26 protein-coding genes are annotated in these 26243 nt (G+C 51.5%); 17 read left to right on the top strand and 9 right to left on the bottom strand.

Features of this window, described 5'->3' with window-relative positions; genetic code table 11:
• Positions 1-16: 16 nt before the first annotated feature.
• On the bottom strand, positions 17-1066 hold the full coding sequence (gene nadA / locus ATL17_RS07385) for a quinolinate synthase NadA (protein ID WP_246028664.1): 1050 nt from the start codon (positions 1064-1066) through the stop codon (positions 17-19).
• A 173-nt stretch (positions 1067-1239) separates the two neighbouring features.
• On the opposite strand from nadA, the gene eda reads away from it, so the two are divergent.
• Genes eda through modC form a run of 4 tightly spaced genes read left to right on the top strand, consistent with a single transcriptional unit; the run spans position 1240 to position 4307 of the window.
• Positions 1240-1881 (top strand): bifunctional 4-hydroxy-2-oxoglutarate aldolase/2-dehydro-3-deoxy-phosphogluconate aldolase, encoded by a 642-nt coding sequence (gene eda, locus ATL17_RS07380; RefSeq protein ID WP_133572091.1) that lies wholly within the window; start codon positions 1240-1242, stop codon positions 1879-1881.
• A complete protein-coding gene (modA, locus tag ATL17_RS07375) occupies positions 1878-2603 on the top strand; it encodes a molybdate ABC transporter substrate-binding protein (RefSeq protein WP_133572090.1) in 726 nt (241 codons plus the stop codon). The genes eda and modA overlap by 4 nt, the downstream gene beginning before the upstream one ends.
• The gene (modB, locus tag ATL17_RS07370) at positions 2600-3298 is read left to right on the top strand and encodes a molybdate ABC transporter permease subunit (protein ID WP_133572089.1); all 699 of its coding nucleotides are present in this window, start codon (positions 2600-2602) and stop codon (positions 3296-3298) included. The genes modA and modB overlap by 4 nt, the downstream gene beginning before the upstream one ends.
• On the top strand, positions 3291-4307 hold the full coding sequence (gene modC / locus ATL17_RS07365) for a molybdenum ABC transporter ATP-binding protein (protein WP_133572088.1): 1017 nt from the start codon (positions 3291-3293) through the stop codon (positions 4305-4307). The genes modB and modC overlap by 8 nt, the downstream gene beginning before the upstream one ends.
• Here the strand turns inward: modC and ATL17_RS07360 are convergent, their stop codons facing one another.
• On the bottom strand, positions 4308-4934 hold the full coding sequence (locus ATL17_RS07360) for a trimeric intracellular cation channel family protein (protein ID WP_133572087.1): 627 nt from the start codon (positions 4932-4934) through the stop codon (positions 4308-4310).
• Between the two features lie 48 nt (positions 4935-4982).
• Positions 4983-5402, bottom strand: coding sequence for a MarR family winged helix-turn-helix transcriptional regulator (locus ATL17_RS07355; protein WP_133572086.1), 420 nt, complete (start codon positions 5400-5402; stop codon positions 4983-4985).
• 218 nt (positions 5403-5620) lie between these two features.
• Here ATL17_RS07355 and ATL17_RS07350 point away from each other — a divergent pair, with 218 nt between their 5' ends.
• Complete coding sequence (locus tag ATL17_RS07350; protein WP_133572085.1) at positions 5621-7240, top strand: HoxN/HupN/NixA family nickel/cobalt transporter; 1620 nt, start codon at positions 5621-5623, stop codon at positions 7238-7240.
• Between the two features lie 24 nt (positions 7241-7264).
• The gene (locus tag ATL17_RS07345) at positions 7265-7618 is read left to right on the top strand and encodes a DUF2200 domain-containing protein (RefSeq protein WP_133572084.1); all 354 of its coding nucleotides are present in this window, start codon (positions 7265-7267) and stop codon (positions 7616-7618) included.
• Positions 7619-7634: 16 nt separating this feature from the next.
• Here ATL17_RS07345 and ATL17_RS07340 read toward each other — a convergent pair whose 3' ends face one another.
• Positions 7635-7925, bottom strand: coding sequence for a DUF1330 domain-containing protein (locus tag ATL17_RS07340; RefSeq protein ID WP_133572083.1), 291 nt, complete (start codon positions 7923-7925; stop codon positions 7635-7637).
• Between the two features lie 74 nt (positions 7926-7999).
• On the opposite strand from ATL17_RS07340, the gene ATL17_RS07335 reads away from it, so the two are divergent.
• From ATL17_RS07335 to ATL17_RS07310, 6 genes are all read left to right on the top strand, one after another.
• Complete coding sequence (locus tag ATL17_RS07335; protein WP_133572082.1) at positions 8000-8908, top strand: LysR family transcriptional regulator; 909 nt, start codon at positions 8000-8002, stop codon at positions 8906-8908.
• A gap of 146 nt (positions 8909-9054) precedes the next feature.
• Positions 9055-10386 carry a WD40 repeat domain-containing protein gene (locus tag ATL17_RS07330; protein ID WP_133572081.1) on the top strand — a complete coding sequence of 444 codons (1332 nt, stop codon included), beginning with the start codon at positions 9055-9057 and terminating at the stop codon, positions 10384-10386.
• Between the two features lie 251 nt (positions 10387-10637).
• Positions 10638-12230, top strand: a complete 1593-nt coding sequence (locus ATL17_RS07325; RefSeq protein WP_133572080.1) for a bifunctional metallophosphatase/5'-nucleotidase — start codon at positions 10638-10640, stop codon at positions 12228-12230.
• 175 nt (positions 12231-12405) lie between these two features.
• Positions 12406-13431 (top strand): ferrochelatase, encoded by a 1026-nt coding sequence (gene hemH, locus ATL17_RS07320; protein WP_133572079.1) that lies wholly within the window; start codon positions 12406-12408, stop codon positions 13429-13431.
• 97 nt (positions 13432-13528) lie between these two features.
• Positions 13529-14500, top strand: coding sequence for an SPFH domain-containing protein (locus tag ATL17_RS07315; protein ID WP_133572078.1), 972 nt, complete (start codon positions 13529-13531; stop codon positions 14498-14500).
• Positions 14501-14962: an NfeD family protein gene (locus ATL17_RS07310; protein ID WP_133572077.1), complete on the top strand. Its 462-nt coding sequence runs from the start codon at positions 14501-14503 to the stop codon at positions 14960-14962.
• On the opposite strand, the gene ATL17_RS07305 is transcribed toward ATL17_RS07310, so the two are convergent.
• Complete coding sequence (locus ATL17_RS07305) at positions 14963-16210, bottom strand: MFS transporter (RefSeq protein WP_133572076.1); 1248 nt, start codon at positions 16208-16210, stop codon at positions 14963-14965.
• Between the two features lie 100 nt (positions 16211-16310).
• Between ATL17_RS07305 and ATL17_RS07300 the strand changes: the two genes are divergently transcribed.
• Positions 16311-17249, top strand: a complete 939-nt coding sequence (locus ATL17_RS07300) for a LysR family transcriptional regulator (protein ID WP_133572075.1) — start codon at positions 16311-16313, stop codon at positions 17247-17249.
• On the opposite strand, the gene ATL17_RS07295 is transcribed toward ATL17_RS07300, so the two are convergent.
• Both ATL17_RS07295 and ATL17_RS07290 read right to left on the bottom strand, forming a co-directional pair.
• Positions 17238-18095: an OmpA/MotB family protein gene (locus ATL17_RS07295; protein WP_133572074.1), complete on the bottom strand. Its 858-nt coding sequence runs from the start codon at positions 18093-18095 to the stop codon at positions 17238-17240. The two genes, ATL17_RS07300 and ATL17_RS07295, sit on opposite strands and share 12 nt — an antisense overlap.
• 21 nt (positions 18096-18116) lie before the next feature.
• Positions 18117-18884 (bottom strand): motility protein A, encoded by a 768-nt coding sequence (locus tag ATL17_RS07290; RefSeq protein ID WP_133572073.1) that lies wholly within the window; start codon positions 18882-18884, stop codon positions 18117-18119.
• 339 nt (positions 18885-19223) lie between these two features.
• Here ATL17_RS07290 and ATL17_RS07285 point away from each other — a divergent pair, with 339 nt between their 5' ends.
• Positions 19224-20348 (top strand): outer membrane beta-barrel protein, encoded by a 1125-nt coding sequence (locus ATL17_RS07285; protein WP_166638927.1) that lies wholly within the window; start codon positions 19224-19226, stop codon positions 20346-20348.
• On the opposite strand, the gene galU is transcribed toward ATL17_RS07285, so the two are convergent.
• Positions 20335-21237, bottom strand: a complete 903-nt coding sequence (gene galU, locus ATL17_RS07280) for a UTP--glucose-1-phosphate uridylyltransferase GalU (protein WP_133572071.1) — start codon at positions 21235-21237, stop codon at positions 20335-20337. The two genes, ATL17_RS07285 and galU, sit on opposite strands and share 14 nt — an antisense overlap.
• Before the next feature lie 112 nt (positions 21238-21349).
• On the opposite strand from galU, the gene galE reads away from it, so the two are divergent.
• The 3 genes from galE to ATL17_RS07265 are packed head-to-tail and all read left to right on the top strand — an operon-like array spanning position 21350 to position 24796.
• Positions 21350-22351, top strand: a complete 1002-nt coding sequence (galE, locus tag ATL17_RS07275; protein WP_133572070.1) for a UDP-glucose 4-epimerase GalE — start codon at positions 21350-21352, stop codon at positions 22349-22351.
• A 39-nt stretch (positions 22352-22390) separates the two neighbouring features.
• A complete protein-coding gene (locus ATL17_RS07270; RefSeq protein WP_133572069.1) occupies positions 22391-23593 on the top strand; it encodes a lytic murein transglycosylase in 1203 nt (400 codons plus the stop codon).
• Between the two features lie 30 nt (positions 23594-23623).
• Positions 23624-24796: an SGNH/GDSL hydrolase family protein gene (locus ATL17_RS07265; protein WP_166638926.1), complete on the top strand. Its 1173-nt coding sequence runs from the start codon at positions 23624-23626 to the stop codon at positions 24794-24796.
• 13 nt (positions 24797-24809) lie between these two features.
• Here the strand turns inward: ATL17_RS07265 and ATL17_RS07260 are convergent, their stop codons facing one another.
• The gene (locus ATL17_RS07260) at positions 24810-26237 is read right to left on the bottom strand and encodes a glutamate synthase subunit beta (RefSeq protein WP_133572067.1); all 1428 of its coding nucleotides are present in this window, start codon (positions 26235-26237) and stop codon (positions 24810-24812) included.
• Positions 26238-26243: the final 6 nt, after the last annotated feature.

The following is a 26243-nucleotide window of genomic DNA, read 5'->3' as shown; positions in this document are numbered from 1 at the left end:
TTTGATCGATCAGATCTTATTTTTTTGTGGCGTTTTTATCTTTGCCAAAATTGATCATGCGTTCCACAGCGCCGCGGGCTTTTTCCGCGATTTCGGGATCAACAGTCACTTCTTCAGTGCCTGTGTGCAAAGACCAAAGCACATTTTCCAAATTGATTCGCTTCATGTGCGGGCAGATGTTGCAGCCTTTCAAGAACTGCACACCCGGCGTTTCTGCCGCCACATTGTCTGACATGGAACATTCGGTCACCATCACCACATTGGCGGGGCGCTCGGTTTTCACCCAATTGATCATGCCAGAAGTAGAGCCGGAGAAATCGCACGCGTCGATCACTTCGGTCGGGCACTCTGGGTGCGCGATGATTTTGGCCGTTGGATAGGCCTGGCGCAGCTCTTCAATATCCTTAGCAGTGAAGGTTTCGTGCACTTCACACGCGCCTGCCCAAGTGATGATTTTCTTCTTGGTCTTTTTGGCGGTGTTTTGCGCCAAATATTGATCCGGAATCATCATCACAGTGTCGCTGTCCAACCCTTCAACAATGTCGAGCGCATTGGAAGAGGTGCAGCAAATATCGGTCACGGCTTTCACTGCGGCGGATGTGTTCACATAAGTGACCACAGGCACGCCCGGATATTGCTCGCGCATGGCCATCACATCTTCTGGCGTGATGGAAGAGGCCAAAGAACAGCCGGCACGGCTATCCGGAATCAGCACGGTTTTTTCTGGGTTCAGCAATTTGGATGTTTCCGCCATAAAGTGCACGCCGCACTGAATGATGGTTTGCTGTTTAACCTTTGTTGCCTCAATGGCCAGCTGCAAACTGTCGCCCACAAAATCGGCTACGCCATGGAAGATTTGCGGTGTTTGATAATTGTGCGCCAGAATCACAGCATCTTTTTCGCGCTTCAGCTTGTTGATCTCGCGGATCAGCGGCGCGTAAAACTGCCATTCGATCTCTGGAATACGGTCTTTGACATGTTCGTAAATGTCAGCCGTTTCCTTTTCTACCGCTTTGGTGAATTTGAGATCAAATTCTTTGCTCAAAATTGCACGCGCTTCATCCATTGGGGTCAACGCGTTGATCAATTGTACCATCTTTCGCCCTTTCAGCAGCAAAGTTGGGTGGAACTTAGGTATTTTTGAGGTGTATTTCAATCTCTGCTTTATGCTAATCCAAGTTGAAAGGCCGTGATTGCGGCCCTGTCCCTTTAAATCCAGCCCAATGAGGTCCCGATCATATGGCGCAAAATATTGCAAAACTCGATGAAATTATGGGCGCTGCCCCGGTTATTCCTGTCATTATCTTGGATGATGTGGATGCAGCGATTCCTTTGGCGGAAGCGCTTGTAGCTGGCGGATTGCCTGCGCTGGAAGTCACATTGCGGACCCCAAATGCGCTGAAAGTCGTTGAAAAGATGGCCGGGGTGAAGGGTGCCTATGTGGGCACGGGCACTGTGCGCACAAAAGCCGACATTGAAAAGAGCATTGCAGCAGGCGCGCAATTTATGGTTTCACCGGGCGCGCCGCGCCAATTGCTTGAAGATGCACTCAATTTTGATGTTCCGCTTTTGCCGGGCATCAGCACCGCAACCGAAGCTATGGCTGCTGCGGAAATAGGTTATCAGCGGTTGAAATTGTTCCCCGCGGAGGCTGTTGGTGGCGCGAAATTGCTGAAGAGCTTTGCTTCGCCTTTGCCGGATTTGAAGTTTTGCCCAACCGGTGGCGTGAGCGTTCAAAATGCGCGGGACTATTTGTCTTTGCCGAATGTGATTTGCGTTGGCGGCTCTTGGGTGGTGCCTGGCGATGTGATCGAAGCTGGCGATTTTGCGCATATTGAAAATTTGGCAGCAACAGCCGCACGGTTGACTGAAAACGCATGATTTGGCGCGCCGCCCGCATTGGCGTTCTTGCGCTGGTGGCACTTGCCTTTGTGCGGCCAGCATGGGCTGAAACCCGCATATTTGTGGCGTCCAGCATGGTGGATTTTGCCCAAAGTGCAGTAGCGGCGGCGCAACTTGATGTGGAAGTTGTGGCGGGCGGGTCTTCAACACTTGCCCGGCAAATTGAAGCGGGTGCACCCGCTGATTTGTTTATCTCTGCCAATGAGGATTGGGCCAAACATGCGGCAGGTGAGCGCGACTTGCTGCCTTTGTTCGGGAACAGTTTGGTGTTGGTGGCGGATCGTGCGGGGGCGTTAGAGATTTCAGCACTTCCCTTATTGCTTGGAGAAAACCGTTTGGCTTTGGCCGATCCGCATCATGTGCCTGCGGGAATTTATGCAAAGGCTGCGCTTGAGCATTTGGGGCTTTGGGAGGCATTATCGGATCGTGTGGCAGCGGCGGAAAATGTGCGCAGTGCGGCGCGTTTTGTGCGGAGTGGGGCTGCGCCCTTTGGGGTGGTTTATGGCTCGGATGCCAAGGCATTGAATTTACCCATTGCTTATGCGTTTCCGGCAGAAAGCCATCCTCCAATACGCTATTGGGCCGTTAAATTGAGAGATGATGATCCCGCTGTGGACGCGTTTTTGGACTTTATCGATAGTGCGGAAGGCCATAAGCTGCTTGCTGAATTTGGTTTTCAACCGATTGAGCGCCCACTTTGATTGCTTTTCTGCCCATTATCGCCTTGTCACTAAAAGTCGCGTTTTTCGCGCTTTTATGGGCGCTGCCTTTGGGATTTACGCTCGGCTATGTGCTGGCGACCAAACGTTTTTTCGGCCGAAGATTGCTCTCCGTTTTGGTGATGATGCCGCTGGTGATGCCTCCAGTGGTGACGGGGTTGGTGCTGCTCTATGTATTGGGTCCAAAGGGCGCTATTGGCGGGCTTTTGGCGCCGCTAGGGATCAGCTTTGCTTTTAATGCGGCAGGGGCCGCATTGGCGGCGGGACTGGTGGCGTTGCCGCTGATTGTGCGGCCGATCCGGCTGAGCTTTGAGCATGTGTCCAAAGATTTGGATGAAGCGCTGGCGGTGGCGGGACTTACGCCATGGCAACGATTTATAATGCTATATGTGCCTAGTGCGTTGCCCGGCGTGGTGGCTGGTGGCGTGTTGGGCTTTGCCAAAGCCATGGGAGAGTTTGGCGCAACCATAACTTTTGTCGCCAATATCCCCGGCGAAACGCAAACCATTTCACTGGCCATTCATTCGGCGCTGCAGGCCTTTGATCAAACTGATCTGGTGGTGTGGCTGTGTGTTGCGTCACTTGCCATTTCTGGGCTGGCGATTTGGGGGTCCGAATTTTTGCTCTCATGGTTGGAGAAAAGGCTGACCGGACGGCGGGCGGTGCGCCATGCTTAAGGTGGATTTGAAATTTGAGCGCGGGGCGCGATCATTTCAGTTTCAATTGGAGATGGGGCGCGGTGTAACGGCGCTGGTGGGGCCATCGGGCGCGGGCAAGACATCGTTATTGCGGGCCATTGCCGGGCTGGAGCCGAGCAAAGGGCAGATCGAGCTTGATGGGCAGGTCTTTGCGGGTCGTGGCAAAGCCAGTGCGCCGCATAAGCGGCATTTGGGCATGGTGTTTCAGGAGCCACGACTGCTCGACCATTTGAGTGTTGAAGAAAATATTCGGTTGGGCCGCAAAGGTGTACACATGTCACTGGTGCATCGCTTGGGGATTGCCGATCTGCTGGCGCGCGCCCCCCAAGATTTGTCTGGCGGGGAAAAGCAGCGGGTGATGCTGGCGCGGGCGCTGTTTGTGCAACCACGCGCCTTGTTGCTCGATGAACCTTTATCTGCCTTAGACCCAGAGCGGCGCGAAGCGATGATCATTTTTTTGCGTGATGTTTTCGCAGATCTTGATGTGCCGGTGCTTTATGTAACCCACGCCATGGAAGAAGCGGCGCGGCTTGCGGATCAGATCGCCGTGATCGAACAGGGCCGTATTGTCACCCATGGACCGACGCAAGAAGTTCTTGCTTTGCGGGCCGATGCGCATTTGCTCAGCCGGGTGCAGGGGCATGTGGCGGCGTTGGATGATCAATATGGTCTGGCGCAAATCAATATTGGTGGGCAGATGTTAGAAGTCGCCAATCGCGGGTTAGATATCGGGCGGCAGGTGCAGCTCAATATCTGGGCGCGCGATGTGATGCTGGCCAAATCACGGCTTGAAGGTATCAGTGCGCGCAATCAATTGGCGGGCAGCATTGAGCGCTTGGAAGCGATTGATCCTGCTACAACGGATATTTTTGTGAAGGTTGGCGAGGCGCGCATCCGCGCTCGGGTTATGACCAAAACCGTCGCCGATTTGGTGCTAGCCCCGGGTGCAGATATTTTTGTGATTATCAAATCGGCTTCGATTGAATAATTAATATTCCCGCCCTTCGCGCGGCTTGTAGCGTGGCAATTGCCAGTGCCAAATGATGGCGCCGCCTCGCGCGATGAGGCCCAATGCTGTGCCTGCGCTTGCTGCGTAAAGCGGGGGGATGCCGAGATAGGTGAGTGCGAGATAGGCGAAGGCTGCAATGAGTGCAGCAGTGGCGTAGATCTCTTCTTGCAGGATCAGCACATTTTCGTCGCTCACCACATCGCGGATCATGCCGCCGAAGGTGGCCGTCATCACGCCCATTGCACCTGCCACAAAAAAGCCCGCGCCATTTTGCGTGGCAATGTGGGCGCCCATTACCGCATATGCCGCCAAACCAATCGCATCGAGCCAGAGCAGCGCGACATAGCGTCGTTGAATAAGGTGCGAAGCGAAGAAGGCAATGATGGCGATGCCAAAGCAAATGATCAGATAGGTTTGATCTACCGTCCAAAAAACCGGACGATCTAAAATCAAATCGCGGAAGGTGCCGCCGCCAACGCCGGTAAGGGTGGCCAACAATGCAAAGCCGATAATATCCATCTGTTTGCGGGAGGCGACCAATGCGCCAGTGGTGGCAAACACCGCCACGCCGAGCAAATCAAGAATGTAAAGTGGCGTCGACAACATGGGCGCTCTCCGTTTGAGACGTGAGAGAACCAAATGTTTGACGGATTGTCAAAATAGATTGTTGATTTTGCTCAGTAGTTTTCTGAGTTTTTTGGATTTGTGCGCCGACAGGGAACTTGTGAATTCAGTATCGAGTGATTTGAGGTTTTTATGGACGGTGTGAAGCAGGTCTAACCCTTTGGTAGACAAGAAAACATGATGCGTTCCGTCTGCTTCATCTGTCTGGCTGTCAAGAATATTTGCTCGATCCAGCCGATCAATTAAAGCGTTAAATTGTTCGGGTGGCAGGTTTAGCTCCTGCCGCATTTCTTCCAGTGTAAGGCGAGATTGGTCGGCAAGCCAAAACAACACGGCATCGTCACCGATGAGCAGACCTTGTGCTGATAAAGGCGCAAGTGCTTCCTGGCGGGCAATGGCCCCCAGTTGCATCAATTGATAGCTCAAAGTTTTTTCAAATTTTAGCGCCATTTGTCTTTTTTAGCGCATAGGCGGATCAGTGGGAACCAAGGAGCAGGAATATCGTTAATGGAGGATTTTAAAAGGTTTAATATTTTCAAAAGTTTAGCGGTGAATTTAAGGTGCTGAAATAGAATTGGCGAGGTGAGGCAAATCACGATATGTAATGTTATTACTGATTTTTGCCGTATTTGCCGGGCAAAAGCGGTTGAACTATTTGTCGGGGGCCTATGGCATATTTTCATATTTTTCGTCGCAGGTTAGCGCATCTGATTTTGGCCATGACCATTTTGGTGATGGCGCCCGTACACGCGGCCTTGTCGCATCCGCATATTTTTGCTGATGCGCAAGTTGAGGTGCTGTTCAACGAGCGGGGAGAGATTGCTGGGCTGCGTCAAAGTTGGAATTTTGACGCGCTTTATTCTGCATGGGCTGTGCAGGGCTTGGATGTAGATGGCGATGGCGAGGTGACGCCAGAAGAACTGCAGCCACTTGCTGAAGATAATATGATCGGGCTGGCCGAATATAGCTATTACACCTTTGCAGGCGAAGGCAGTGGCCATGCGGAAATAGCCCGTGGGCGCGATGCGCGCATGGTGTTTGATGGTACCAATTTGATTTTGTCGTTTACGCTCGATTTTGCGGTGCCGCGACCTGTTGATCGTGCCTTTGAAATTGAGGTGGGTGACCCTGAATATTATGTGGCCTTCACCTTTGCTGAGCAAAACGCAGCGGAGCTGGTGGGCGCACCGGAAGCGTGCAGTTTGGAAGTGAACGGCCCGCGCCCGATTGACCCGGCTTTGGAAGAAGAATTGTTTGCCCTTGGACCTGATGTGTTGCAATTGCCGCCGCATTTGGCTGATGCGGCTAAAGATTTGGCCAATGTGCTTGTGGTGCGCTGTGACAGCAATGATGAAGCCGCCGCGCCAGCCGCATCAAATGTTGGGCGGCGTGGTGGCAGCCCGTTTGTGGCCCCGCCACAAGAGCCCAATATGGGGGGCAGCACCACTGGGATTTTGGGATGGATCAACACCCAGCAAAAAGCATTTTACCAAGCGCTCACAGAAGCACTTCAATTCTTGAAAGAGGATTGGAATGGCTTTTGGGCCTTGGGCGGTTTGAGCTTTCTTTATGGCGTGTTTCACGCGGCAGGGCCGGGGCATGGCAAGGTGGTGATCTCCTCCTATATGGTGGCGAGTGAGCGCGAATTGCGGCAGGGCATTTTGATCAGTTTTGCGGCGGCCATGATGCAATCTGTTGTTGCGGTGGCATTTGTGCTGATTGCGGCGGGTCTATTGCGGTTGACCAGTTTCGCCATGTCGGATGCGGCCCATTGGATGGCGGTAAGCTCTTATGCTTTGGTGATGCTGCTCGGGATTTATCTGGTGTGGCGAAAGCTGGCTCGTCGGTTCGGTGGCAAGGGGCATGTGCATCACCATCATCATGGGCATGACCATGATCACCCCGACCATGATGCGGCCAATTGCGACCATTGCAACCATGCGCCTGAGCCAAAGCAGTTTGCCGGGCGCGACTGGAAAGCGCAGCTTGGCCTCGTGATGTCCGTCGGTTTGCGCCCTTGTTCCGGCGCATTGGTCGTCTTGGCGTTTGCCTTGAGCCAAGATTTGCTACCCGCCGGGATTGCGGCCACCTTTTTGATGGGCTTGGGTACGGCGATCACGGTTTCAGTTTTGGCCTGTCTCGCGGTCTATTTCAAAGACCTGGTGCGGGCGCAGGAGCAAAAGGGCGGTAAGATTTGGGGCGAAGTGCTGACCATAGCCGAACTTGTGGGTGCCTTCACCGTTTTCGGCTTTGGTGCTATTTTGTTGTTGAGTGCATTGTTTGGATAATGCCTACAGATTGGCGAGGACCATATGGCAGCACACAAAATTTATGCGATGAGCTTTAAAAGCGTTTACCCGCATTATGTGGCTAAAGCAGAGCGCAAAGGGCGCACCAAAGGTGAGGTAGATGACATCATCTTTTGGCTCACTGGCTATGATGCGAACGGGTTTGAACAGCAATTGGCCGATGCGGTGAGCATGGAAGAATTTTTTGCACAAGCGCCGAAGATGAACGACAATCGGACCTTGATTAAAGGTGTTGTTTGTGGCGTGCGCGTGGAAGACATTGAAGAGCCACTTATGCGCGAAATTCGCTATTTGGATAAGTTGATTGACGAGCTGGCCAAGGGCAAAGCCATGGAGAAGATTTTAAGGGCTGCTTAGCGCAGCCCTTAGTTCTTTAGGCAATTTTAGGCAGTGATAGGATGGTCACGTCTGCGCCTTCATTGCGCAGTGCATGAACTTCTGCCAATTCAGGATCTTCCAGCCATGCAGTGATGTGTTCAGCACTTGGAAATTCCAAAACCACGCCTTTGGTTTCACCATGCGGATTTTGCAATTGCTGACTTTCAGGGCCACCGGCAATGGCTATGCCTTGATGTTTGGCCACGGCAGGGCCGCCGACTTTCAAATAAGCTGCTAATTTTTCTTGGTTTTTCACAACCAATGTGATGAGCGCATAATGTGCCATTTGTTTCTCCTTTGTGATGAAAGAGAGATAGCAAAGATTGACTTTGTGCAAAATTCGCTATCTGAGTACAATCTATGTACGAAAATAATAGTCTGATTGGCGATTGGGATGTGTTGCGGCTGGTGCTGGCGATTGACCGGCATGGCGGCGTTGCGGGCGCGGCGCGCTATATGGGTGTGACCCATGCCACCATTTCGCGGCGCTTGGCGCGTGCTGAGGCGGAGGCTCAAATTATATTCTTTGAGCGGTTGCCTGCTGGGTTGAGACTAACCGCGGCAGGGCAACTGGTGCTGGATCATGCGCGGTGGGTTGAGCCTGAATTTCACGCGCTGGAGCGGCATTTGGTTGTGCATGAGGAAGGGCTGAGCGGGCCGATCAGGTTGACCATTCCGCCCGCATTGATTGATGCGCAGTTGGGCACCAGTCTTTCATCATTTGCGCAGCAATATCCAAATATTAAGCTTGAATTTGTTGGTGACAATAATCTGCTAAATTTGCATCAGCGCGAGGCCGATGTGGCCATACGCGTGACGCGTGAGCCGCCAGAGACTTTATGGGGGCGCAAGCTCACCAATCAGGAAGCTGGCTTTTACGCGTCATCAAGCTGGTTGGCGCAAAGTCCATTGGCTGCAGGTGATTTGACGGCAGATGTGCCGATTATTTCCTTTCATTCTTGGCCCATGGCAATACCACAATCGGTGCAGAAGAAATGTGCCAACGCCCGTGTTGCTGCCCGCACGGAAGATATGATCGGTGCCATTCAATTGGTGCGCGCAGGCATGGGCATAACCCGCATGCCCAAAGCCGTGGGCGATGCACAGCCTGATCTATCGCATGTGGAGGCTTTGGGGTGGCAAGATTACATGCCGATCTGGGTGTTGATCCACCCAGAATTGCGCAAAGCAAAACGGATCGAAGCCATGATGCGCCATCTGGTTGCACATTTTACACAGGAAAAACATCGCTATGTGACAGGCAATTGAGCGGCGACCAACCTCAAAAATCCAATTCTTGAATGTGATTGTTAAATTGCCAGCTATTGATAACAATAAAGCAATGTTCACATTTCGCGGCGCTTGGATCTTTGGGAAATTTCTTCTTCATAGCCGGTCAGATATTTTTGGTGGCAATGGCCGCCATTTATCTGAAATATGTCGGAACTGGTCAGGGCCGACGAAGAGGGGCGACGGGGCTCGCTCTTTTTGTGCTGGCTGTAATCAATATCTGGACGATTTGGCAGTTTGATGTGGATCCACTACAACTCACAATTAAGTGCGTGAAGGGTGAATGCCCAATTGGCGCTTCGCAACAGAATTTATTGCCGACAGCTGAAAATGAATCTGATGTCAACTCTGACCTTCGAGTTGAGTTGCCTATTCCCGCTCAGGAAGCTGCGCCTTCAGAGCGAACAGAGGTCGTCTCCCTTCCTCAATCTGAAACTGAGTTGGCGCAGATATCAACAAACAAAAGTTTCGAGGGTGAAACGCCGCCGATTGACGATACAATTTTTGAATTGGCACTTTCTCCTTCTTCACGGTTTGCTGCAGTTGCAAGTTATCATCAGGGAGCAGAACGTTTTGCGATTTGGGATTTGGAAAGTGGCGAAAATAGTCGAAACTTCTCATATGGCAGCAGCCAGTTTCGCCAGTTCGATTGGGGAGAGGATGAGACCGTTATCTCTGCTTTGGAGATTACCTCCAGTTCGCAAAAACTGATTTCTTTTCACATAAAATCGGGTGAAGAGCGCGAGTTATTGTCGTTTGAAAGTGCAGTTAGCTTCATCGCATATGGCAAAGGTGGTGATGTAGATGCGTTTGTTTATGAAGGGGAAGAGTACCCCTCATTTGTGGTCAATGATCGGCCACAGCAACGCATTACATATCGTCCGCCGATATGGGCGCCCTATAAAATAGATGATTTTGGATTTTTTGTGCGAAATGATTCTGATGCTGGGAACCAAATTGATAGCTTTACTCGAGTTGGAAATTGTGGAGCGCAATTGCACGCTTATGATGCCGCACACAAACTTCTTGCATGGGGCGGACGTGATGGATGTATTCTAATCTGGGATCTTGACGCCAAGGTGCCATATCGCATCATTGAGACCGCAAAGCTAGATCAACCGACAATTATGCAGTTCTCTGAGGATGGCAGCATGTTTGCGCGGGGTTCTGAGAATGGGGTGGTTGAGATTTTCTCGACCAACAATTGGAAAATAATTAGGAAAATTCGGGCGGAAGAATCATCGGTAGATGCCTTGTCATTTTCTTCTGATGGGCGGCTTGTTGCAACCAGCGGCGGCTATGATGGAATCGTCAAAATTTGGGATGTTTTGACCGGGGAATTGACAAGATCAGTAAACCACGGGCGCAATCTCTCGATTAATTACGTTGCTTTTTCAAATGACGACCAGCGACTTATATCGGCAGATCAAAGAATACGCGTGACAGCACTTCAATAGTTTCACGCAGCGTGGTTGGCGTCTCTAAAACGGGATGCGCTGCTGTTTATGCCGATAGATTTTTCCAATCGGTCAAATTCGGTTGCGACTGTCACAAAACTGTCATAAACTTTTTCACATCATGGGGGCCGTGCTTGGTGCGCCCTTGTGCGGAGGACATCGGCAAAGACCAGTTCAGCAGCTTTGTCAAAATGCTGAAACAAAGACTGGCTTATAACCGATTGCATCATAAACTTTGGAGGGTACTCAAAATGAAAAAACAGGCTTTAGCGCTTACGCTAGGCATGGCGGTGGCTGGTGTTGCAGCGCCCGCATTTGCGGATTTTTCTCTAAAAATTCTGCACACAAATGATGTGCATTCACGGATACAACCGATCAACGCCTATGATTCGGGCTGTGGCGCAGAAGATAATGCTGCAGGTGAATGTTTTGGCGGCATGGCACGTGTGGCCACTGCAATTGATACCCGCCGTTCTGCTTTGGAAGGTGCTGGCTTCAATGTTCTGACCTTGGACGCGGGTGACCAGTTCCAGGGCTCATTGTTCTACACCACCTATAAAGGTGCGTTGGCAGCGCAATTGATGAACATGATTGGCTATGACGCCATGGCCGTGGGCAACCACGAATTTGACGATGGCCCGGAAAAGCTTGCGGAATTTGTCGATGCAGTTGATTTTCCGGTTTTGTTCGCCAACACAAATTTGGCTGACGAGCCTTTGCTTAAAGGCAAAGTGCCGTCCCATATTGTGAAAGAAATTGACGGCGAAAAAGTTGCTATTATCGGCGTGTTGGCTGAAGACACAGCGGAAACGTCTTCACCTGGCCCGAATGTGCCCTTCATCCAATCAGAAGATATTTTGAAAAAGATGGTCACTCAACTTGAAGCTGATGGCGTGAACAAGATCATTTTGCTGTCGCACGTTGGCATCAACCGCGACAAAGAAATTGCGGCTGCCGTTGATGGCATTGACGTGATTGTTGGTGGTCACTCACACACATTGTTGGACGAATATCCAACAATGGTTGAAGCACCAAACGGCAAAAATGTGCCGATTGTTCAAGCTTATGCATACTCAAAATATTTGGGTGAACTGAGCGTGACTTGGGACGATAATGGTGACGTTGTTGAAGCTGAAGGCGCCCCATGGTTGCTGGATGCGCGCGTGCCAGAAGACAAAGACATGCTGGCTGTGATCGAAGAAAAAGCGGCGCCGCTTGAAGAGATCAAAGCACAAATTGTTGGCAACAGCACCGCACAGATTGTGGGCGACCGCAATGTATGTCGGGCAGAAGTTTGCTCTATGGGTGTTTTGGTCACTGAAGCCATGTTGGACCGGGTGAAAGATCAAGGCGTTGATATTGTCATCCAAAATGGTGGCGGTTTGCGTGCGTCAATTGATGCGGGCGAAATCACCATGGGTGAAGTGCTGACCGTATTGCCGTTCCAAAACACATTGGCCACTTTTGAACTTAAAGGTGCTGACGTGATTGCAGCGCTGGAAAATGGCTTGAGCCAAGTTGAAGATGGCGCAGGTCGCTTCCCACAAGTTGCGGGCATGAAATATACTTGGAGCGCAAGTGCAGAGCCAGGTTCTCGTGTTGTTTCAGTTGAAGTGATGCAGGATGATGGTTCGTTCGCACCGCTTGATCCTGAAGCAACTTATGGTGTGGCGTCTAACAATTATATGCGCTCAGGTGGCGATGGATACAAAGTGTTCGCTACCAATGGCATGAATGCATATGACTTTGGCCCAGGCCTTGAGAATGTTGTGGCCGACTATATCGCCAAATTGGGCGGTGATTATGAGCCAGTGACTGATGACCGCATTACCAAAGTTGAGTAATCAACTTTAGAAAATGGTTTCGAGGGGCGGCATTTGGCCGCCCTTTTTTTGTGAACCAGTTGCACCCAAAATGCGTTATGTGCTTATTGATTATATGGGGACTGATCAGGCAGGTTTGGCGCATTGCGGGCCAATTGTTTTTGCTGTCCCAAATCTTTAGCGCTTAAGGGGCATTATGGTTTCGCATCTTCCACCCGATCATCCAGAAGTTAAACCGAAAAAGATTGGCGTTTTGCTGCTCAATCTGGGTACGCCTGATGCCACCGACTATTGGTCCATGCGTCGTTATTTGAAAGAGTTTCTATCTGATCGACGCGTGATTGAAATTCCCCGTGCGATCTGGTGGCCTATTCTCAATTTGATCGTTTTGACCACGCGGCCGAAAAAGTCTGGCGCGGCATATGATAAAATTTGGGATATGGAAAATGACGACAGCCCGCTGCGTGTGATCGCCAAAGAGCAAGTTGATAAGCTGAGCGCGCGGCTAAAAGGGCATCAAGATGTGGTGGTCGATTTTGGTATGCGCTATGGCAACCCTTCCACTGCCGATGCAATTGATCGGCTGAAAGCGCAAGGATGCGACAAGATTTTGCTGGCGCCGCTTTATCCGCAATATGCAGCCAGCACCACAGCAACGGCTAACGACAAAGCGTTTGATCATTTGAAAAAGATGCGCTGGCAACCTGCCGTGCGCACGGCACCTGCTTATTTTGAAGATCCTGCCTATATTGATGCGATTGCCAAGTCGATCACTGATGGGCTGGAAAAGCTCGACTTTAAGCCTGACTTGGTGATCACCTCTTACCACGGTGTGCCCAAAAGCTATTTGATGAAGGGTGATCCTTATCACTGCCAATGCTTTAAAACCACGCGGTTGGTGCGTGAGAAGTTGGGGTGGGCAGAAGATAAGATGATGGTGACCTTCCAGTCGCGCTTTGGCCCTGAAGAATGGTTGCAGCCTTATACGGATAAAACCTTGGAAGAACTGCCGAGCCTTGGCGTGAAAAAAGTGGCTATTTTGACTCCCGGCTTCTCTGTTGATTGCTTGGAAACGCTTGAGGAAATTGCCATGGAAGGGCAAGAGGAGTTCATGGAAGCGGGCGGCGAGAAATATGCCTATATCCCTTGCTTGAATGCTACCGACCCGGGCATGGACGTGATTGAAAGCGTTGTGCGCCGCGAGTTGCAAGGCTGGATTTAACAGACAAGGGCCAGCGGGGCATAAACCGCTTTCTTTCCCCTGCCAAACGTTTCATAATGCCCGCACCAATTAATTAATTTGCTTGAAGGTGGGCGTTATGGACGGTTTTTCTATTGCCATTATTGCGGCAGTGGTGCTGATTATTTTGGTTTTGGTGGCAGGGGTGAAAACCGTGCCACAGGGCTTTAACTTCACAGTTGAACGCTTCGGGCGTTACACCCGCACCCTTACGCCGGGCCTAAACATTATTGTGCCTTTTGTGGACACGATTGGCCGCAAGATGAACATGATGGAACGGGTGTTGGATGTGCCTTCACAAGAGGTAATCACCCGCGACAACGCCACTGTGAAAGTGAACGGTGTCAACTTTTTCCAAGTGATGGATGCGGCAGCGGCAAGCTATGAGGTGAACCAGCTGGAAACAGCAATTTTGAACCTGACCATGACCAACATCAGAACGGTGATGGGGTCTATGGATTTGGATGAATTGCTGTCGAACCGCGACGAGATCAATGCACGGTTGCTGCATGTGGTTGATCAAGCGGTTTCCCCTTGGGGTGTGAAAACCACCCGGATTGAGATCAAAGATATTGATCCGCCAGCTGACCTTGTGGAAAGCATGGGCCGCCAGATGAAGGCGGAGCGGGAAAAGCGCGCCACCATTTTGGAAAGTGAAGGCCGTCGCCAAAGCGCGATTTTGGAAGCAGAGGGCGAGAAGCAATCTCTCGTTTTGGAAGCGGAGGGTCGGCGTGAGGCCGCATTCCGTGATGCGGAAGCGCGGGAACGGGCCGCTGAAGCGGAAGCCAAAGCCACGCAAATGGTGTCTGAAGCGATTGCAGCAGGTGACGTGCAGGCAATCAATTATTTTGTGGCCAACAACTATATCAGCGCGTTGGAGCAAATTGCTAAATCACCAAACCAAAAAGTGCTGATGATGCCCCTTGAGGCAGCCAATGTGATTGGCGCGATCGGCGGTGTTGCGGAAATTGCCAAAGAGGCGTTTGGCGAAGAAAGTAAGCAAAAGCGCTCAAGCTCACGAGTGCCAAACAGTGGCAATAAGGAGAGCTAAATGGAGCTGATTAACTGGTTCACTTCACTTGGGCCTTGGGCATGGATCATTGCTGGCTTTGCGCTGTTGGGCATTGAGCTGTTGGTGCCCGGCGGGGTTGTGGTTTGGTTTGGCCTTGCCGCGATCGCTGTGGGCATTCAAGCCTTTACCGGTATTTTGAGCTGGCAGTTTCAATGGTTGCTGTTTGGCGTTTTGTCCATTGCCGGTGTGGCCGTATGGACAGTCTATTTCAAAGGGAAAGGCGGCGCGTCTGATCGTCCGTTTCTCAATGCCCGCCAGCAAAAGCTGGTTGGGGGCACCTATAGCCTTGATGAGCCGATTGTGAATGGCAAAGGCCGGATGAAGGTGGGCGACAGCTGGTGGCTTGTTGAAGGGCCGGATATGCCGGCGCAAAGCCGGGTGAAGGTGGTTTCGGCTACGGCCACCGCCTTAAATGTTGAGGCACTGGACGCTACCAAATAATCACTTGATGTGAGGGGCCGCTGGCCCCTCTTTATATTTGAGGTGGCCGACAATGATCATCACAATTGTCGCGCCTGTTTGAGCAATTCCCACCATCGCCAATGCATGCCATGGGCTGAAGCTGGTGACCAGCCACGCAGCAAGGCCAAGCGCTATGGTTTTCATCGCGATCATTGCTGTTTGGAAAAAGGACAGAATGCGGCCCATCATATGTTGCGGCACTTCATCCATAAGCCATGAATTGCGGGCGATGCGAATGGTGGAGTTCCCCCAACCTGCAAAAAAGGCAAACCAAATGATGGTGAGCATGCTTGGCCAAATGACCTGACTGAGAGTCCAGCTGGCGAAACTGACCATTGAGATAGTCATCAGCGTAAACGGGCTCAACCTGTTGGCGAACTTGATGGAGAGTGCAACGCCAAGTGCGCCCAATGCAAAGCTGATTTCGAAAATCGCAAAATCTTCAATGGTGCCATTCAGCATTTTTACCAACAGCACCGGCACGAGGAAGTTGCCTGTTTGCACGCAGATATAAGGGCCGAAACTGACCAGTGAAATCAAGGTGAGGCGGGGGCGGGTTTTGAGATAAGTTGCGGCTTCGCCAAGTGCAGCCAATAAAGATTTCTTTGCAATGGTTGGGGCGGGGGCCGTTTTCGGCAGCATTGCCAATAACAAGCCTGACAGAATGAAAAGCGCCATTAGTGCCCATAGCAATGTTTGCGGCGACATATCGTGAATGACCAAGGCGAGGCTGGCGCCTACCAGCAGGTTTCCCCCTTGATTTTGCAACTCGAACAGGGTGTTGACAGCGCGGAAATTACGGCTTTCCAACAAAGCCTGAGCATAAGCAACGCGAGCGCTTTGATCGAACGTCACGATGAAATTTACCAGCGTCAAACTGAGCACCAGCGCGGCAGGCAAAGTTGCCTGGGATTGGCTGAGCAGTGCGGCGATAAGCAAGCCAAACGCGGCTAAAAACCGAATGCCGACAAAACTGGTTTTGCGGTTTATGCGGTCCATCCATGTGCCCAAGGCGGGACCGGAGAAAAAGATAATCAGGTTGAGGATGAAGGAGGCCGCGCCCAACAATTCTGTGCCGCCGGGCATTTGAACGATTATCCATGGCACGCCAATCAACATAAACCCTTGGGCGAGTGATGTGATGAGGGTGCCACTGAACAGCAAAATCAATAGTTTTGGTGAAAATGAATAGGTGCTCGATGGTGCGGCGAGTGGCGTGTGCGACATGGAAAAACTCCTTTGCCGCGTGTTTATTCGTGAAATTATAGCCGGACAATTGCGCTAAAATGCATTAAATAAGTTCTTTAATAGAATGAATGGGGTGTAGATGTCGCGGCGAGTGGATCAATATCAGCAAATGCGGGTTTTTGCGGCTGTGGCGCAGGAGGGGAACTTTGCCCGTGCGGCAATAGCCTTGGCGATTCCCGCTTCTTCGGTGAGCAAAACTATTGGCCAGTTGGAACAACGCTTAGGCATTGCCCTGTTTCGCCGCACCACACGGCACATGGTGTTGAGTGACGAGGGCGCAGATTATCTGCGCACAGTGACGCGCGTTTTGCGCGACGTGCAGCTGGTTGAGGATAGATTGCGTATGGGTGACGAAATGCGGGGTACGCTGCATGTGACCGCGCCTGTTGCGTTTAGCGAGCATATGCTTAGCAGTAAATTGCCTGAGTTTTGCATGGCCTACCCTGAATTGATGATCGATTTCGATACGGACCGTCGTTATCTCGATTTGGTGAGCAACAATATTGATGTTGCCATTCGCACCCATGTGCCTGGGCAAGATAGCCCGTTTTTCGCGTTAGAGCTGCTGCCCCACGTGAATTTTCTGGTGGCGTCCCCTGCTTATTTAGAGCGTGCAGGCACGCCGCACGCCATCGATGATTTATATGAACATAAGCTGTTATATTTTGACTGGCCGCGCAAACAGGATATTTGGCAGCTAAAAGTCGGTACGGACATGGTGTCGATTGAATGTGATGCGATATTCCGCACCAACAGCTATAAAACCCTGAATGCGTGTGCGTTGCAGGGGGTGGGCATTGCCAATTTACCGGCCGATTATGCGCTGGAATATATTGCGGCTGGCAAGCTGGTGCATGTGTTGCCGCAGCTTATTGAACATCGCGGCAATCGGGTGGCGCTCTATCATCGGCGACGCAATGACTCAGCGAAAACAGATGCGTTTTTGACCTTTTTGCTAACCACTATCGCGCCCCATCGGGAGCGTGTTTTGCGCTATCTTGAAGAGTTAGGGGCGTAGCTCGATAGGAACAGGTGGCTCTTCTTTCATCAATAAGATTGAAATGCGCTGGTTGGCGGAAAGATAAGGATCGTTCGGGAACAAAGGTTCGCTTTCACCCTTGCCGACCACGGAGAAGAAGCGCTCAGTTGGCATGCCATATTCTTCCATCACGCGGCGTACGATATTGGCGCGGTCGGTCGATAGATCCCATTTGCCATAGGTCTCGGTTTGATAAATACCGCCAGAGGCCACATGGCCAGTCACCTTGATTTGGTTTGGCAGGCTTTTCAAAATCGGGGTCATGACTTCAATGGCTTTGCGTGTCACCTCATAAGGGTATTTCGACCCTTCTGGGAACATGGCGCGGCCTTCTTGGTCTACAATTTGAATGTGCAGCCCTTCTTCTGTTTCTTCGATCAACAGATTGTCGGCCACGAAAGTGATTTCTGGTAGTTCTTGCCAAGCTTGACGCAAGGTGGTTGTTGCCAACGCGAATTGGCGTGGCTTTTCCACCTCTGAACGCTCAATATCATGGGTGTTGGCTTCCGGCCCTTGCTTGGTCCGGTCGTCATGTTGCTGTTCTTGGAACTCAGTTTGGGTGACTTCGTCATCAAGTGTCAGCGTTTTCACATAGTCGCGCTGGGGGTTACCATCGCGTTCAATGATGCCCGCGCGTTGCTCCACTTTGATCACGCCAAATGCGTCCTTCAAAGAGCCAGCCACCACCTGCAGTTTCAACTCATCCTGAATGGAGAAAGAAATAATCAACACGAAGAAACACACCAGAATGGACATCAGGTCAGCAAATGTGACCAACCATTCTGGGATTTCGCTACCGCCTGCTGCTTTTTTCTTTCTGGCCATTTTACTTGTCCCTCAGCTAACTTATGCTGCGTCTTCCAGATTTTCCCGCGCTTTTTCAGGCAGGTAAGCTGTCAGCATTTGGGTGATTAGCGCCGGGCTCTTGCCGTCGCGGATGGACATGATGCCGTCGATGATCAGTGTTTGGTTGATCTCTTCAACTTCCAGCTTTGCCGAAAGCTTGTCGGCGATAGGCAAACACACCAAGTTTGCGATCACCGCGCCATACATGGTGGTCAACAAGGCCACGGCCATCGCTGGACCAATGGCAGATGGATCTTCCATGTTGGCCAACATTTGCACCAAGCCAACCAACGTACCGATCATGCCAAAGGCGGGCGCAGCATCGCCGAGGCTTTTAAACACGCGCTGTCCTTCAGAAAGGCGTGTGATGTAGTGATCGCGCTCAAGTTCCATGGCTTCGCGGATGAAAGCGGCGTCATAGCCGTCAGCAATGTATTGCGCGCCTTTGCGCAAATTGGGTTCTTCAACCTCAACATTTTCCAAGCCCAAAGGACCAGAGCGGCGCACGATGTCGCCCATTTCGGCAATCTTATCGATCAATTCGCGCGGATCGACCTTCTTGTGGGTGAAGGCCACTTTGCCGCCTGTTGAAAAGGCGCTGATCACACCGGCAAAAGGAAAGCGAATTAAGGTTGCAGCCAAACCGCCGCCAATCACGATCATCAAAGATGGGGGATCAACAAATTGGGAAAATGACCCACCCATAAAAATGGCAAGCGCAATAAACGCAGCACCGGCGACCATGCCGATAATTGTGGCTAAATCCATGCGACCCTACTCCTTACTGCAACCCAAACGGGTGCTAGGTCAAACTTATGGCCAGTCTAACTTGTTAAGGCTAATCAGCTGTTAATGGCGCGATGTTGTGATGTAAAAATTAAGTGAGCGGAATTATTGTTTAAAGTTAATGGCTTAGCGAGGTGTTTCGCTGATTTTGATTGGTGTTCTTCAACGGTTCATTAACCATAAATGGGCATGATGCAGGCAAGAATTTCCATATTGTTTCGGTTGAGTATCATTATGTTTTTGCCCACGGGCGCGTTTTCTGCACTTGAAAGATTCAGCACAAAATTGCTGCGCGTTGCCCTGTTGGGTGGGTGCGCATGGATGGTATTCACGCCCGGCGCTTTTGCGCAGGATTTGCTTTATCCCTTTGATATTTCAACTGGCCTTACCCTACGGGGCGGCTATGAAATGAAAGATGGGGTGGGGCAGAATTTTTTTGAAGCTGTGCCCGAGATTTCCGCGACCCGAAGCGATGAAGACTGGACATTAAGTGGTAGTGCTTCAGCAACGATAGATAAGTATCAGGCCGAGCAGGGCGGTGTGCGTAGCCTAAATCTTGGTGGCAATGTCAGCTATCAATTTACACGCCGCACCAAGCTGGATGCTGGGTTGAGCTATGGTTTAAATTTGCCTCGTTTGGACAGCGATGATTTGCCGAGCAATGTGGCAGAGGCGCCTTTGAGCCAAGATTTTGGTGCCAGCGCCACCCTTTCCCATCAATTCAACAAAACTGCTTTTGAAGCCCGTGGCGGCCTGGCCCGCTCACAAATCGGGGCGACCAAGCTGGATGATGACAGCTTGGTGGATAATCGCGATCAAAATAGCTGGGCCATCAATGTTGGGGGGCGGGCGAGCCGTGAGCTGACGCCGATTGTGAGCGTATTTTACGATACGGACATTACCCGCTCGATCTATGACCAAGCTTCCGCGACTCTGTCGGCAAAGCGGGATGGATGGACTTTTGATAATCGGCTCGGGCTTAGCGCGAACTTTAAAGAACGGTTGAGCGGGGAAGTGTCGATTGGGCAATTGCGGCGCACTTATGATGATGCGAGCCTCAACACGGTTTTGACGACTTCGTACGGTGCGGCGGTTACTTATCAAATTGGCAATAGCGCTTCACTGGAAGTTAGTGCAGACACAGCCCTTAGCCCGGCCACCGAACCGGGCGAGGCCAGCAAAATCACCGATAGTCTTTCGCTCGGGTTCAGCCAGCAGATTAATGATCGGCTTGGCTATGCGCTGAGTGCAGATTTTGGCCGTGAACATTATCAAGGCAGTGACCGCAATGCAGGCCGCTTTGGCGTTGGGCTGGAAGGCACCTATGTGATCAATAGCTATGCCTCAGCCTATGCGGGATATCGCTATGAGGTGCGGGAAGACAGCGTTGACGGCGGCAGCCGCACCAATAGCATTGAAGCGGGACTGCGTTTTACGCGTCCTTAATCAGGCCTTTCAGGAAGCTTGGGTCCAAAGATTGCAGCTCGCGCTGAAAGCCCTGCGCAATATCTGGGCGGTCCAACGCAAACACCACATTGGCGGTGAGGAAGCCGATTTTTGACCCACAGTCAAAGCTTTGGCCTTTATATTTCACACCTGTGAATTTTTGCGTTTCCATGAGTTTGCCCATGGCATCGGTGATCTGAATTTCGCCGCCAGCACCTTTTGACTGTTTTGAGATCAAATCAAAAATTTCGGGCTGCAAAATATAGCGGCCTGAGATGATCAAGTTTGATGGAGCATCTTCTTTGGCGGGCTTTTCCACCATCTGCGTAATTTCAAATGCTTCATCTGGGCCTTCGCCGCGGCCCACAATACCGTAAGAACTTACTTCTTCTGGGTCGACTTCTTCAACTGCAATAACGTTGCCGCCATTTTGATTGTAGCTTTCGACCATCTGGCTCAACACGCCAGGCTCGGACCGCATCAACATATCTGGCAGCAACAGAGCAAACGGCTCGCTGCCCACAATGTCACGTGCGCACCAAACCGCGTGGCCCAGGCCAAGAGGTTCCTGCTGACGGGTAAAGCTGGTTTGGCCCGGACGCGGCAAGCCTTCGTCCAGCATTTGCAGCATGTCGGTCTTTTTGCGCTGATGTAGGGTGATTTCCAATTCGACCTGCTTGTCGAAATGATCTTCAATCACGCCCTTATTGCGGCCTGTGACGAACACAAAATGTTCAATCCCGGCTTCGCGGGCTTCATCAACCGCATATTGAATGAGGGGTTTATCCACCACAGGCAGCATTTCTTTTGGCATGGCTTTAGTGGCTGGCAAAAAGCGTGTGCCCAAGCCGGCGACAGGAAAGACTGCGGTGCGAACTTTTTTGGCCAATTTTTTCCCCTATTCAATAAATTTATAAGCATAATTAGGTGCGTTTAAAGCTAATCGCAACCCTTTGCCAGTTAGATGGCAACACATTAGAATTAAGTTAAGGGACAATAAGATGAGCGTGTTGGTCACGGGTGGTGCTGGCTATATTGGCGGGCATATGGTGCTTCATCTGGTGGATGAGGGCGAAAAAGTGGTGGTTTTGGATAATCTGATCACAGGTTTCCAATGGGCTATTGATGATCGCGCCGTTTTTGTTGAGGGCCATGCTGGCGACACTGAACTGGTCGAAGAATTGATCAAAACCCACGGCATCAAGTCCATTTTGCATTTTGCAGGGTCAATTGTTGTGCCTGAATCAGTGGAAAATCCGCTGAAATATTATCAAAACAACACGGCGACCACGCGCAATTTGATCGAGGCTGCCGTGAAGGGCGGCGTGGAGCACTTTATTTTCTCCTCAACTGCAGCAGTTTACGGCATGACTGGCAATGATCCTGTGTTTGAGGATGCGCAGCTCAACCCGATGTCGCCTTATGGTCGATCAAAATTGATGAGCGAAATGATGCTGCAAGATGTGGCCGCAGCGCATCCATTGCGCTATGGCGTTTTGCGCTATTTCAACGTTGCAGGCGCAGACCCGAAGGGACGCTTGGGCCAATCCACCCCGCGGGCGACGCATTTGATCAAGGTGGCTTGTCAGGCGGCTTTGGGCCAACGTGACGAAATGCAAATCTTCGGCACTGATTATGAAACACCGGATGGCACGGCACTGCGCGACTATATCCATGTGAGCGACTTGGTGGCCGCGCATGGTCTGCTGCTGAATTATTTGCGCGATGGCGGACTTTCTACCACGCTGAACTGCGGCTATGGCCGGGGCTATAGTGTGCGCGAAGTGGTTGATACCGTGAAAAATGTAACTGGGGTCGATTTTACGGCGCGGGAAACAGATCGCCGTGCAGGTGATCCGGCTGCGGTTGTGGCGGGCGCTGATCGCGTGCGGGCTATGCTTGGTTGGACACCGCAATATGATGATCTGGATGGCATTGTGAACAATGCCTATGCTTGGGAAAAATATCTTTTAACCCGGAATGATCGCCCGGAAATTGCCTAAATAGAACGGCACAATCAAAGCGGGAATAGGGGGACAATTATGTTTTTGCGCGCTTTGATTTTTATGTGTTTTTTGATGGTGCCGCAGTTCGGTTTTGCGGCACCACAGCAAGGTTTTCCAGATTTTATTAAAAGTTTTGAACGCGAGGCCGTGGCCGCCGGGATTTCGCGTGATTTCTATCGTCGGGTGACCAATGGGTTGACGCCTGACCCAAAAATCAAGGTGGCCCAAGCCACACAGCCTGAATTTGAGCGCCCAATTTGGGACTATGTTGATAAGCGCGTGGACGCTGCCAAAATCAAACAGGGGCAGCAAAAGCTGAAGGCGAACCGGGCGGTTTTTGATCAGGTGGCTGCAGCCTATGGTGTTGACCCCTATGTGCTCGCTGCCATTTGGGGCATCGAAACCAATTATGGCACCATCATGAGTAGCGATATCTATTTCAAGCCTGTGATCCGTTCGCTTTTCTCTTTGGTGCATCAGCGCAGGGGACGCGTGGATGCGGACAAGCAAGAATTGCTGTTGGTGCTGAAACTAATGCAGGCAGGCAAGATGCCTGTTGATCAAAAAGGATCATGGGCCGGGGCAATGGGGCATCTGCAAATTATGCCAACGGCCTATAGCAAATTGGCGACTGATTTTGATCGTGATGGCAAAATCGACGTGCATAACTCATTGGCCGATTCTTTGGCTTCCTCTGCACGCTGGCTTTTATCGCTTGGTTATGTGCCGGGGGAAGATTGGGGCATGGAAGTGACCCTGCCGCAAGGTTTTGATTATCGCTTGGCCGGACGCGAGCAATTGCGCGATGTTCGCTTTTTTGCAGAACGGGGCGTGCGCCGGGTTGCGGGACGCGAGTTTGGTGATATGAACCAACCCGTTTTCCTATATGTGCCTGCTGGCAAAAATGGCCCCAAATTTTTGATGGGACGCAACTATTTGGCGTTTAAGGGTTATAATTTTGCGGATTCTTACGCGCTGACTGTGGCTCACCTGACTGACCGACTGAAAGGTGTCGGGCCATTTGCACAAGACTGGCCGCGCAATACGACGTTCCTTAATCGCGAACAGCGGGTTGCCCTGCAAAATAAACTCAAGCAATTGGGATTTTACAAAGGTGGGGTGGATGGTCGATTGGGGCCGATCAGCCAAGAAGCTTTGCGTGATTGGCAGGCACATGCGGGACTTGTGGTCGATGGATTTGCCACCAAACAGGTTTTTGATGTGCTGATGGCGCAATGATGTGGTAGATCAACTCTTATGAAACTGAATATGCGTGCACTTTGGCTGATGATGTTGCTGGCGTTGGCGCTGCCAATGGCGGTTGGCATTGCGCCACATTCTGCCGTGGCGCAAGAACGTATTGAAGTGGCGCAGAACAATAGCGGCGAGCGACGCACCCTGTTCGATATTTTGTTTGGTCGCAAAAAAGAGCAACCTAAACCTCAGCAACAACAGCGCACGACGCCGCGGCGAAGTGCACCCAGCGTGGCTGCACCTGTTAAGGTGAACACCATTGAGAAAGCGCCAGATGCGACGCGGCTTTTGGTGATCGGTGATAGTTTGTCGATTGATCTGGCCAAAGGGCTTGATCGGTTTTATGCAGAAGATCCGCAGCTGAAAATTATTGGCGCAGGCGTTGGATCGTCTGGCTTTGTGCGCGACGATTATTATGATTGGAATGCCGCCATTGCTGAGCGTATTGGCGCGGATGATTTTGACATGGTGGTGGTGGCCATCGGCACCAATGATCGACAGGTTTTGCGGTCGAGCAGTGGCGTTTTTGACCCGCTGACAGACGAATGGCGTACTGCCTACCGCGATCGAATTGGTCAATTTATCTCCCAACTCAAAGCAGTAAACAAACCCGTTGTTTGGGTGGGGCTGCCGCCAATGCGGTCCGGCTCTTATTCATCCGCGATGAGCCAAATCTCTTCTCTTCACCGTTTGGTGGCTTATGAATATGGCGCAGAATTTGTCGACATTTATGAGCGGTTTGTGGATGAGGATGGCAATTACACAGCCTATGGCCCAGACCTGAATGGCCAAAACGCACAAATGCGCAAGGGGGATGGCATTCATTTTACAGCGCGCGGCAATGACAAGTTGGCGTTTTTCGTCGATAAATCAGTGAAGACATTTTATCGCGGCGGCAGCATTACGATTGCTGTAGCGGACCCGTTGGCCAATAGCGATGCTGCGCAATTGCAGCGACCTCCATTTCAGGGCCTAAGCCAAGTGCGGATGTTGGAAGTGGCGGGTGCGGTGCGGCCGTTGGGCGATAAACCGCGGGCGGATGCTGGTGGTCTGGTGGTGAAGGCCGCCCAGTCTACGCCTAGCGTACGGTTGCAGCAGCTTATGGATGCGCCAATTGGCCGGGCAGATGCGTTTGGTGTGGGGATTGACCCAACAGCCGAAGAAGAGCTTCCCCGGCTGTTGGAATAGATAAGATTAGAATTTAGCGGGGCAGATTGGTGGCGCCCATCAAATCCATATCGATTGCGCGTGCGGCCTGACGGCCTTCGCGAATGGCCCAAACCACAAGAGATTGGCCGCGACGCATGTCGCCTGCCGCATAAACGCCATCGGCAGATGTGCGATAGGACAATGTGTCCGCGAACAGGTTTTTGCGTGGGTCGAGATCCGCGCCCAATTCAGCCAGCAAGCCTTCTTGAATTGGATGTGCGAAACCAATCGCCATCAATACAAGATCAGCGCGCAAAATGAACTCACCGTCTTCAATAGGCTTTCTGCTTTCGTCAACGCGAGAGCATTTGACGCCTGTAACGTGGCCAAGATCATTGCCGACGATTTCAAGCGTTGCTGCCTGAAATTCGCGATTGGCGCCTTCAGCCTGAGAGGAAGAGGTGCGCATTTTGATCGCCCAATGCGGCCAGCTTGTCAGCTTGTCTTCTTTTTCAGGGGGCTGTGGACGGATATCCAGCTGCGTTACTGAAACAGCGCCTTGACGGAATGCTGTGCCCACACAGTCAGATGCAGTGTCGCCACCGCCGATCACCACAACACGTTTGCCATTGGCAAGAATTGGGTCTTCATCGCCAATTTCTTCGCCGCTGACGCGCTTGTTTTGCTGGGTAAGATATGGCATGGCGAAGTGCACGCCGCCCAAATCCTGCCCGTTACACCCTGGATCGCGTGGATGTTCGGCACCACCGGCCAACAGCACGGCATCGTGGTTTTTGCGCAGATTAGCGAAGGAGCGGCTTACGCCGATATTTTCGTTGTAATGGAAGATGACGCCTTCGGCTTCCATCTGTTCAATGCGCCAATCAATATGGTGCTTTTCCATTTTGAAATCAGGAATGCCATAACGCAGCAGACCGCCAGCTTTCGCTTCGCGCTCATAAACATGCACTTCATGGCCCGCACGTGCCAATTGCTGTGCTGCGGCCATGCCTGCAGGGCCAGAGCCAACAATCGCAACTTTTTTGCCGGTTTTCTTTTCGGCAATTTGTGGCTTCAGCCAGCCATTTTTAATGGCACGGTCTGCGATGGTTTGCTCAATGGTTTTGATGGTGACGGGAGCGTCTTCCAAATTGAGCGTACATGCTTCTTCACATGGAGCGGGGCAAATGCGGCCCGTAAATTCAGGGAAGTTGTTGGTGGAATGAAGGTTCATGGACGCTTCTTCCCAATCCCGCTGATACACCAAATCGTTCCAATCTGGGATTTGGTTGTTTACCGGGCAGCCCGTATTGCCGTGACAATAGGGAATGCCGCAATCCATGCACCGTGAGGCTTGGCGCACAATCTCACCTTCAGTGAGGGGCACGGTGAATTCATTATAGTGACGGACGCGATCTGAAGCTGGCTCATAGCGTGCTTCTTGGCGATCGACTTCGAGAAAACCTGTATGCTTACCCATTTTTGA

The sequence above is a fragment of the Maritalea mobilis genome, assembly GCF_004363175.1.
Taxonomy (GTDB): domain Bacteria; phylum Pseudomonadota; class Alphaproteobacteria; order Rhizobiales; family Devosiaceae; genus Maritalea; species Maritalea mobilis.
Note: the sequence above shows the minus strand (reverse complement) of the source record. Positions and strands in the feature narration are given on the sequence as shown.

What these genes read in the sequence shown, in the direction of transcription:
- nadA (WP_246028664.1), bottom strand. Translation starts at nt 1,066, where the DNA reads ATGGATGAAGCGCGTGCAATTTTGAGCAAAGAATTTGATCTCAAATTC.
- eda (WP_133572091.1), top strand. Translation starts at nt 1,240, where the DNA reads ATGGCGCAAAATATTGCAAAACTCGATGAAATTATGGGCGCTGCCCCG.
- modA (WP_133572090.1), top strand. Translation starts at nt 1,878, where the DNA reads ATGATTTGGCGCGCCGCCCGCATTGGCGTTCTTGCGCTGGTGGCACTT.
- modC (WP_133572088.1), top strand. Translation starts at nt 3,291, where the DNA reads ATGCTTAAGGTGGATTTGAAATTTGAGCGCGGGGCGCGATCATTTCAG.
- ATL17_RS07360 (WP_133572087.1), bottom strand. Translation starts at nt 4,934, where the DNA reads ATGTTGTCGACGCCACTTTACATTCTTGATTTGCTCGGCGTGGCGGTG.
- ATL17_RS07355 (WP_133572086.1), bottom strand. Translation starts at nt 5,402, where the DNA reads ATGGCGCTAAAATTTGAAAAAACTTTGAGCTATCAATTGATGCAACTG.
- ATL17_RS07350 (WP_133572085.1), top strand. Translation starts at nt 5,621, where the DNA reads ATGGCATATTTTCATATTTTTCGTCGCAGGTTAGCGCATCTGATTTTG.
- ATL17_RS07345 (WP_133572084.1), top strand. Translation starts at nt 7,265, where the DNA reads ATGGCAGCACACAAAATTTATGCGATGAGCTTTAAAAGCGTTTACCCG.
- ATL17_RS07340 (WP_133572083.1), bottom strand. Translation starts at nt 7,925, where the DNA reads ATGGCACATTATGCGCTCATCACATTGGTTGTGAAAAACCAAGAAAAA.
- ATL17_RS07335 (WP_133572082.1), top strand. Translation starts at nt 8,000, where the DNA reads ATGTACGAAAATAATAGTCTGATTGGCGATTGGGATGTGTTGCGGCTG.
- ATL17_RS07330 (WP_133572081.1), top strand. Translation starts at nt 9,055, where the DNA reads ATGGCCGCCATTTATCTGAAATATGTCGGAACTGGTCAGGGCCGACGA.
- ATL17_RS07325 (WP_133572080.1), top strand. Translation starts at nt 10,638, where the DNA reads ATGAAAAAACAGGCTTTAGCGCTTACGCTAGGCATGGCGGTGGCTGGT.
- hemH (WP_133572079.1), top strand. Translation starts at nt 12,406, where the DNA reads ATGGTTTCGCATCTTCCACCCGATCATCCAGAAGTTAAACCGAAAAAG.
- ATL17_RS07315 (WP_133572078.1), top strand. Translation starts at nt 13,529, where the DNA reads ATGGACGGTTTTTCTATTGCCATTATTGCGGCAGTGGTGCTGATTATT.
- ATL17_RS07310 (WP_133572077.1), top strand. Translation starts at nt 14,501, where the DNA reads ATGGAGCTGATTAACTGGTTCACTTCACTTGGGCCTTGGGCATGGATC.
- ATL17_RS07305 (WP_133572076.1), bottom strand. Translation starts at nt 16,210, where the DNA reads ATGTCGCACACGCCACTCGCCGCACCATCGAGCACCTATTCATTTTCA.
- ATL17_RS07300 (WP_133572075.1), top strand. Translation starts at nt 16,311, where the DNA reads ATGTCGCGGCGAGTGGATCAATATCAGCAAATGCGGGTTTTTGCGGCT.
- ATL17_RS07295 (WP_133572074.1), bottom strand. Translation starts at nt 18,095, where the DNA reads ATGGCCAGAAAGAAAAAAGCAGCAGGCGGTAGCGAAATCCCAGAATGG.
- ATL17_RS07290 (WP_133572073.1), bottom strand. Translation starts at nt 18,884, where the DNA reads ATGGATTTAGCCACAATTATCGGCATGGTCGCCGGTGCTGCGTTTATT.
- ATL17_RS07285 (WP_166638927.1), top strand. Translation starts at nt 19,224, where the DNA reads ATGGTATTCACGCCCGGCGCTTTTGCGCAGGATTTGCTTTATCCCTTT.
- galE (WP_133572070.1), top strand. Translation starts at nt 21,350, where the DNA reads ATGAGCGTGTTGGTCACGGGTGGTGCTGGCTATATTGGCGGGCATATG.
- ATL17_RS07270 (WP_133572069.1), top strand. Translation starts at nt 22,391, where the DNA reads ATGTTTTTGCGCGCTTTGATTTTTATGTGTTTTTTGATGGTGCCGCAG.
- ATL17_RS07265 (WP_166638926.1), top strand. Translation starts at nt 23,624, where the DNA reads ATGCGTGCACTTTGGCTGATGATGTTGCTGGCGTTGGCGCTGCCAATG.
- ATL17_RS07260 (WP_133572067.1), bottom strand. Translation starts at nt 26,237, where the DNA reads ATGGGTAAGCATACAGGTTTTCTCGAAGTCGATCGCCAAGAAGCACGC.